Source organism: Glaciimonas sp. GG7, from assembly GCF_052976905.1.
On record NZ_JBRIIQ010000153.1, the window covers coordinates 1 to 6183 of the forward strand.

Below are 6183 nucleotides of genomic sequence, written 5' to 3' on the forward strand. Positions count from 1 at the left end.
GTGCGAACAACATATCTTTAAGGGGGGCAACGTAACTCATCAACTTCTCCAGAAAAAATAGGCAGTACCACTTTCGTAATACTGCCTTGGCGTTTTTGCAAACGATCTAATTATTGTATGAGGCTAAGTTAGCCTAACTCGGCTACCAACTGCGGCACGATCTCAAACAAGTCTCCGACGATGCCATAATCAGCGACCGAGAAAATCGGCGCTTCTTCGTCTTTGTTAATCGCAACGATCGTCTTCGAGTCTTTCATCCCAGCCAAATGCTGAATCGCGCCAGAAATACCGACTGCGATATAGAGCTGGGGAGCAACGATTTTGCCGGTTTGACCAACTTGCCAGTCGTTCGGCACAAAACCGGCATCAACTGCCGCCCGTGAAGCACCCATTGCCGCGCCAAGTTTGTCTGCCAGCGGCTCCAATATTTTGAAATTATCCGCCGAGCCCATACCGCGTCCGCCAGAGACAATGACTTTAGCAGCGGTCAGCTCAGGCCGATCCGACTTAGCCAGCTCACGCGAAATAAATGCCGACTTGGCGAAATCTACCGCTGTATCGATGTTCTCGACGACGGCCGAGCCGCCGTCAGCGGCCGCGTCAAAACCTGTTGTACGTACAGTAATAACCTTGGTGGCGTCAATCGACTGCACGGTCGCAATCGCGTTACCGGCATAAATCGGACGTTCAAAGGTGTCCGGGCTATCGACTTTGACGATTTCTGAAATCTGACCAACATCAAGTCGGGCAGCGACGCGTGGCAGAATATTTTTACCGTAGGCGGTTGCCGGAGCCAGAATATGACTGTAGTTTGCGGCCAGCGCCAGGACTTGCTCAGCGATGTTTTCGGCCAGGCCATCGGCAAACCAGGCTGCATCGGCGACCAACACTTTGGTGACGCCAGCAGCCTTGGCGGCAGCATGGGCTGCCGCACTGCAATCTTTGCCAGCGACCAGTACGTGAACCTCGCCACCACATTGGGTCGCGGCGGTGATGGTATTGAGAGTGCTACCTTTTAAGGTGGCGTTATCGTGTTCAGCTATGACGAGAGCGGTCATGGTATCTCCTGATGATGAGGTATTGCGGTCGCCGGCAGACATGCTTCAGGTGCGGCGCTCCGCTGTATTTTGTTCGGTGTAAGTAATCGCTGCTTAAGCAATGACCTTCGCTTCATTACGCAGTTTCGCCACTAGCGTTGCAACGTCTGGCACTTTGATACCCGCGCTGCGCTTGGCAGGCTCGACCACTTTGAGCGTCTTCAAGCGCGGTACTACATCCACACCCAGATCGGCTGGCGTAAATACATCCAACGTTTTCTTTTTGGCTTTCATAATGTTAGGCAACGTCACATAACGTGGTTCGTTGAGGCGTAAATCGGTCGTAATAATAGCTGGCAACGTCAGCGCGATGGTTTCAAGACCACCATCGACTTCACGCGTAACAAGGACTTTGCCCTCTTCCAGCACAACCTTAGAGGCAAACGTCGCTTGCGGCCAGCCCAGTAATGCAGCCAACATCTGGCCCGTTTGATTACAATCGTCGTCAATTGCCTGCTTGCCCAGAATGATCAATTGCGGCTGCTCTTTATCTGCAATCGCCTTCAACAATTTAGCCACTGCCAGCGGCTGCAAGTCTTCGCTGGATTCAACCAAAATAGCGCGATCTGCACCAATGGCCATGGCTGTGCGCAAGGTTTCCTGGCATTGCGCAACACCGCACGAAATCGCGATCACCTCAGTAACCTTGCCGCCTTCTTTCAGACGCGTCGCTTCTTCCACTGCAATCTCGTCAAACGGATTCATCGACATCTTGACGTTGGCGATATCCACACCTGTGTTATCGGATTTGACCCGGACTTTGACGTTGTAGTCGACTACACGCTTGACTGGTACTAGTACTTTCATCGGTCTGCCTTTTGATTAAAAAATAAGAATCGCGTTGACGTTAACGTTAATTGATGAGCGATTATAAGAGAGAATGCAGCACGCGACCAAAATTAAGCACGAACGTTCTATTAATTTTTTAGACAACGCCCACTATTGACAAAATAGAAAATATATATTAAGCAGAAAAATCGAAATCAACGCCATCCAAAACGATTTATTGTGAGTGTCTTAAGTATTGGGGTGGTGCGTAAATCTCAAGGGAAAAGTTTAATTTAACAATTGGCAGAATACCAATTATAGACATGCACTTATTAAAACATTTTAATATTTCGCACTGAGGTAATAAAAATCGACAAAACTTGTCGATTTACTTGCGCTTCATAAAGAATACGTACTCTTTATTCTCTTCAGTTTGCGACAACAGATCATTCCCTGTTTGCTTGGCAAACGCCTGAAAATCACGCACTGAACCAGAGTCTGTCGCCAATACGCGCAAGACTTGTCCGCTCAACATGTCAGCCAGTGCTTTTTTTGTCTTCAAAATCGGCAACGGGCAGTGCAGACCACGTGCATCAAGTTCTCTATTAAATTCCATAACCACTTTGTAAATCAAAATTATTTAACATTCGCTGTTTCAGATTTTACGCCTAAACATCCGCCATTGATGCAATGCAGCAAAGATTCGTCCGTTTTTACAACAACATTCGTTTCAGTGACTAAATAAGATGCAACGTTGCACGAATAATCTCCGTCAAACAACACGCCTCAAAGCGATTTTTAATTATGCGCGCATTCATAGCGGGTTTGGTAAACGTCTTCTGATGAGGCGCTTAGCAGGGCCAGCCGCGAATCGGACGGGGAACTAACATCAGTCCTCCAAAATCGGCCTGTCCACAAACTCCGCTTCCAAACCTCGCTCACGCATCCAATCGGCCACCGCATACCCGGTACCGGCACGCCATGGCTTCAACTTCTCTGGCGCTAACAAGCGATATTCCAACAACTCCGGCGACAAACGAATGGTCCCCGATGCTTTGACGTGATAGGCAATGATCAGCTCATTCTTACGCATGAATTCATAGACGCCGATCAAGGTAATTTGATCAGCGTCCAGATTCGTTTCTTCCTTCAATTCACGCGTGATCCCCTGCTCCGGCGTTTCATCGCGCTCCATGAATCCGGTAATCAGCGCAAACATATTGTCCTGCCAGGCGGCATTGCGAGCGAGCAGGATTTTGCCATCGATTTCCACCACCGCAGCCAACACCGGCAGAGGATTATCCCAATGCGTCCAATGTCCATCAGGACAGGTCAAACGCAGCTTGCCTGCATCGCCATTGTCGGAGAGCAATGCCAAGGGAGTTGCACACATCGGACAAAATTTAAAATCGCTCATTTGCGTCTATTTTCGAGAATGCAATCATGCATCGGATAACACCACCAAAAAACTATTACCCCCGCGCACCAACCCAGGCAACCACGCCTTGCAACGCCGCCGCCAATCCACTCGGATCAGTACCGCCAGCTTGCGCCATATCCGGGCGACCGCCGCCTTTGCCGCCGACTTGCTGCGCGACAAAATTGACCAGATCACCGGCTTTGACTTTCGCCGTCGCGTCCGCCGTCACACCAGCAATCAAACTGACCTTACCGTCCTTGACGGTTGCCAACACAATCGCGGCGGTTTGCAACTTATCTTTGAGCTTATCCATCGTTTCACGCAAGGTCGCGCTGTCAGCCCCCTCCAGCATGGCTGCCAGCACTTTGATGCCATTGACATCAACAGCTTGATTAACCAGCTCATCCCCTTGGTTCGAAGCCAATTTTGACTTCAACCCGGCCATTTCTTTTTCCAGCGCCTTCACGTAATCCTGTACCTGCGCGATGCGTTGCGTGAGTTCTTCCGGCGGCGCTTTCAACGCCGTCGCAGCTTCGGCGACCCGGCTGCTCAGACCTTGTACCAGCGCCAGTGCGCCCAAACCGGTCACCGCTTCAATCCGACGAATCCCCGCCGCCACGCCGCCTTCGGCCACGATCTTGAACAAGCCGATGTCGCCAGTGCGATTAACGTGCGTACCGCCGCACAATTCGGTCGATGAGCCGATCGACAACACCCGTACTTCGTCGCCGTATTTTTCACCAAACAAGGCCATCGCACCGCTGGCAACGGCATCGTCGAACGTCATCAATTGCGCACGCGTGGCGATGTTTTCCAACACTTCGCGGTTCACAATCTCTTCAATACGCCGAATCTGATCGGCGCTAACAGGCGCGTTGTGACTGAAATCGAAGCGGGTTTTGTCCGCATCCACCAACGATCCCTTTTGCGCCACATGCGTGCCCAATACTTCACGCAACGCTTTGTGCATCAAATGTGTCGCCGAGTGATTGCGCACGGTGCGTGCACGCTGCGCGGTGTCAACGTTGGCAGCAACTTGATCACCAACTGCCAGCGCACCTTTTTCCAGACGGCCATGATGACCAAATACTTCAGCCTGAATTTTCAGCGTGTCAGTCACGGCAAATATGGCAGTCGCCGTTTCCAGCACACCGGCGTCGCCAGCTTGTCCACCGGACTCCGCATAAAACGGTGTCGTATCAAGCACCACAATCGCGTCTTGACCGGCTGCAATGGCTTGTACCGCACTGCCATCAACATATAGGGCCAGCACTGTGGCGTCTTGCGTCAACGCGCTGTAACCGACGAAACTGGTTTTGTCGCCGCTGTACTCAAGCCCTGACGCCGACTTGAATTTGCCACCGGCACGGCTAGCTTCCTGCTGGCGTTTCATCGCAACATCAAAGCCCGCTTCGTCCAGTTCGACCTCGCGTTCGCGACAAATATCAGCGGTCAGATCAAGCGGAAAACCGAACGTGTCATACAGCGTGAAAGCCGTATCGCCATCGAGTTTTTTAGGACTCTTGAGCAATGCAGCTTCCAGAATCTTCATGCCATGCTCCAGCGTCTCGCCAAAACGCTCCTCTTCTTGCTGCAAAGTTTGCTCAACACGACCGGCCGCTTCCACCAGCTCGGGATAGGCAGCGCCCATCTCCAACACCAAATCTTTGACTAATTTGTAGAAGAACGGCTTGGTTTGCTCAAGCTTGTGACCATGACGCAAAGCGCGGCGAATAATCCGACGCAGCACATAACCGCGCCCTTCATTACCCGGGATCACACCATCGACAATCAAAAAGGAGCAAGCACGGATATGGTCAGCGATAACTTTCAGAGAATTGTTGGTCAGATCGGTGACATGGGTTTCGCGTGCGGCAGCCTTGATCAGATTCTGGAATAAATCGATTTCATAGTTGCTATGCACATGCTGCAAAATCGCCGCCAGACGCTCCAGCCCCATCCCGGTATCGACGCATTGACGCGGCAATGGCGTCAATGTCGCCTCCCCGGTCTTGGCATCGATTTGTCGATCAAACTGCATGAAAACGTTATTCCAGATTTCAATATAACGGTCACCATCCTGATCCGGGCTACCCGGTGGACCGCCCCAGACATCCGGGCCATGATCGTAAAAAATCTCAGAACAAGGACCGCACGGACCGGTTTCTGCCATTTGCCAGAAATTGTCAGACGCAAACGGCGCGCCTTTATTGTCGCCGATGCGTACTACGCGTTCAGGCGGCAAACCAATCTCATTGACCCAAATGTCATAGGCTTCATCATCGGTTTCATACACCGTAGCCCAGAGTTTTTCGGCCGGTAAACCGTACACTTCGGTCAGCAACTCAAAGGCCCATTTCAGCGAATCGCGCTTGAAATAGTCACCGAACGACCAGTTACCCAGCATTTCAAAGAAAGTGTGATGACGTGCGGTGTAGCCCACATTTTCCAGATCGTTGTGCTTGCCGCCAGCGCGCAAACAGCGCTGCACCGAGGTAGCACGGACATAATTGCGTTTTTCCGTCCCCAGAAAAACATCCTTGAACTGGACCATTCCCGAGTTAGTAAACAGCAATGTCGGGTCATTCCCCGGCACCAGGCTGGACGAACGCACAACAGTGTGATCTTTAGATTCAAAGAAGGAGAGAAACTTATCGCGGATATCGGCTGAGTTCATGGGCGGTCTTGGGCAAGAAAGGCGGGCAATGTTATTGAGAACTTACGCAGTCTGGCAACGAACGCTGCTCCGGCACTGTGCGTAAATTTCACTGTTATTTTGCAAAGCGCTGATTATACGTGATACAGCCCCTCCCTTCAGGGGTGCGTGTCAAGGAATATATTGCGCAAAAAGAAAAAAAAAAAAAAAAAAAAAAAAAAAAAAAAAAAAAAAAAAAAAAA

Annotated in this window: 5 protein-coding genes; all 5 read right to left on the reverse strand. The window is 50.9% G+C overall.

Annotated features, from left to right (window positions below):
* Positions 1–128 precede the first annotated feature (128 nt).
* Complete coding sequence (locus ACVBEF_RS20075; protein ID WP_447125684.1) at positions 129–1058, reverse strand: electron transfer flavoprotein subunit alpha/FixB family protein; 930 nt, start codon at positions 1056–1058, stop codon at positions 129–131.
* Between the two features lie 93 nt (positions 1059–1151).
* Complete coding sequence (locus tag ACVBEF_RS20080; protein WP_447125685.1) at positions 1152–1904, reverse strand: electron transfer flavoprotein subunit beta/FixA family protein; 753 nt, start codon at positions 1902–1904, stop codon at positions 1152–1154.
* Between the two features lie 349 nt (positions 1905–2253).
* Complete coding sequence (locus tag ACVBEF_RS20085) at positions 2254–2487, reverse strand: sulfurtransferase TusA family protein (RefSeq protein WP_447125688.1); 234 nt, start codon at positions 2485–2487, stop codon at positions 2254–2256.
* 267 nt (positions 2488–2754) lie between these two features.
* Positions 2755–3282: an NUDIX domain-containing protein gene (locus tag ACVBEF_RS20090; protein WP_447125686.1), complete on the reverse strand. Its 528-nt coding sequence runs from the start codon at positions 3280–3282 to the stop codon at positions 2755–2757.
* Positions 3283–3337: 55 nt separating this feature from the next.
* Positions 3338–5962, reverse strand: coding sequence for an alanine--tRNA ligase (gene alaS, locus ACVBEF_RS20095; protein ID WP_447125687.1), 2625 nt, complete (start codon positions 5960–5962; stop codon positions 3338–3340).
* Positions 5963–6183: the final 221 nt, after the last annotated feature.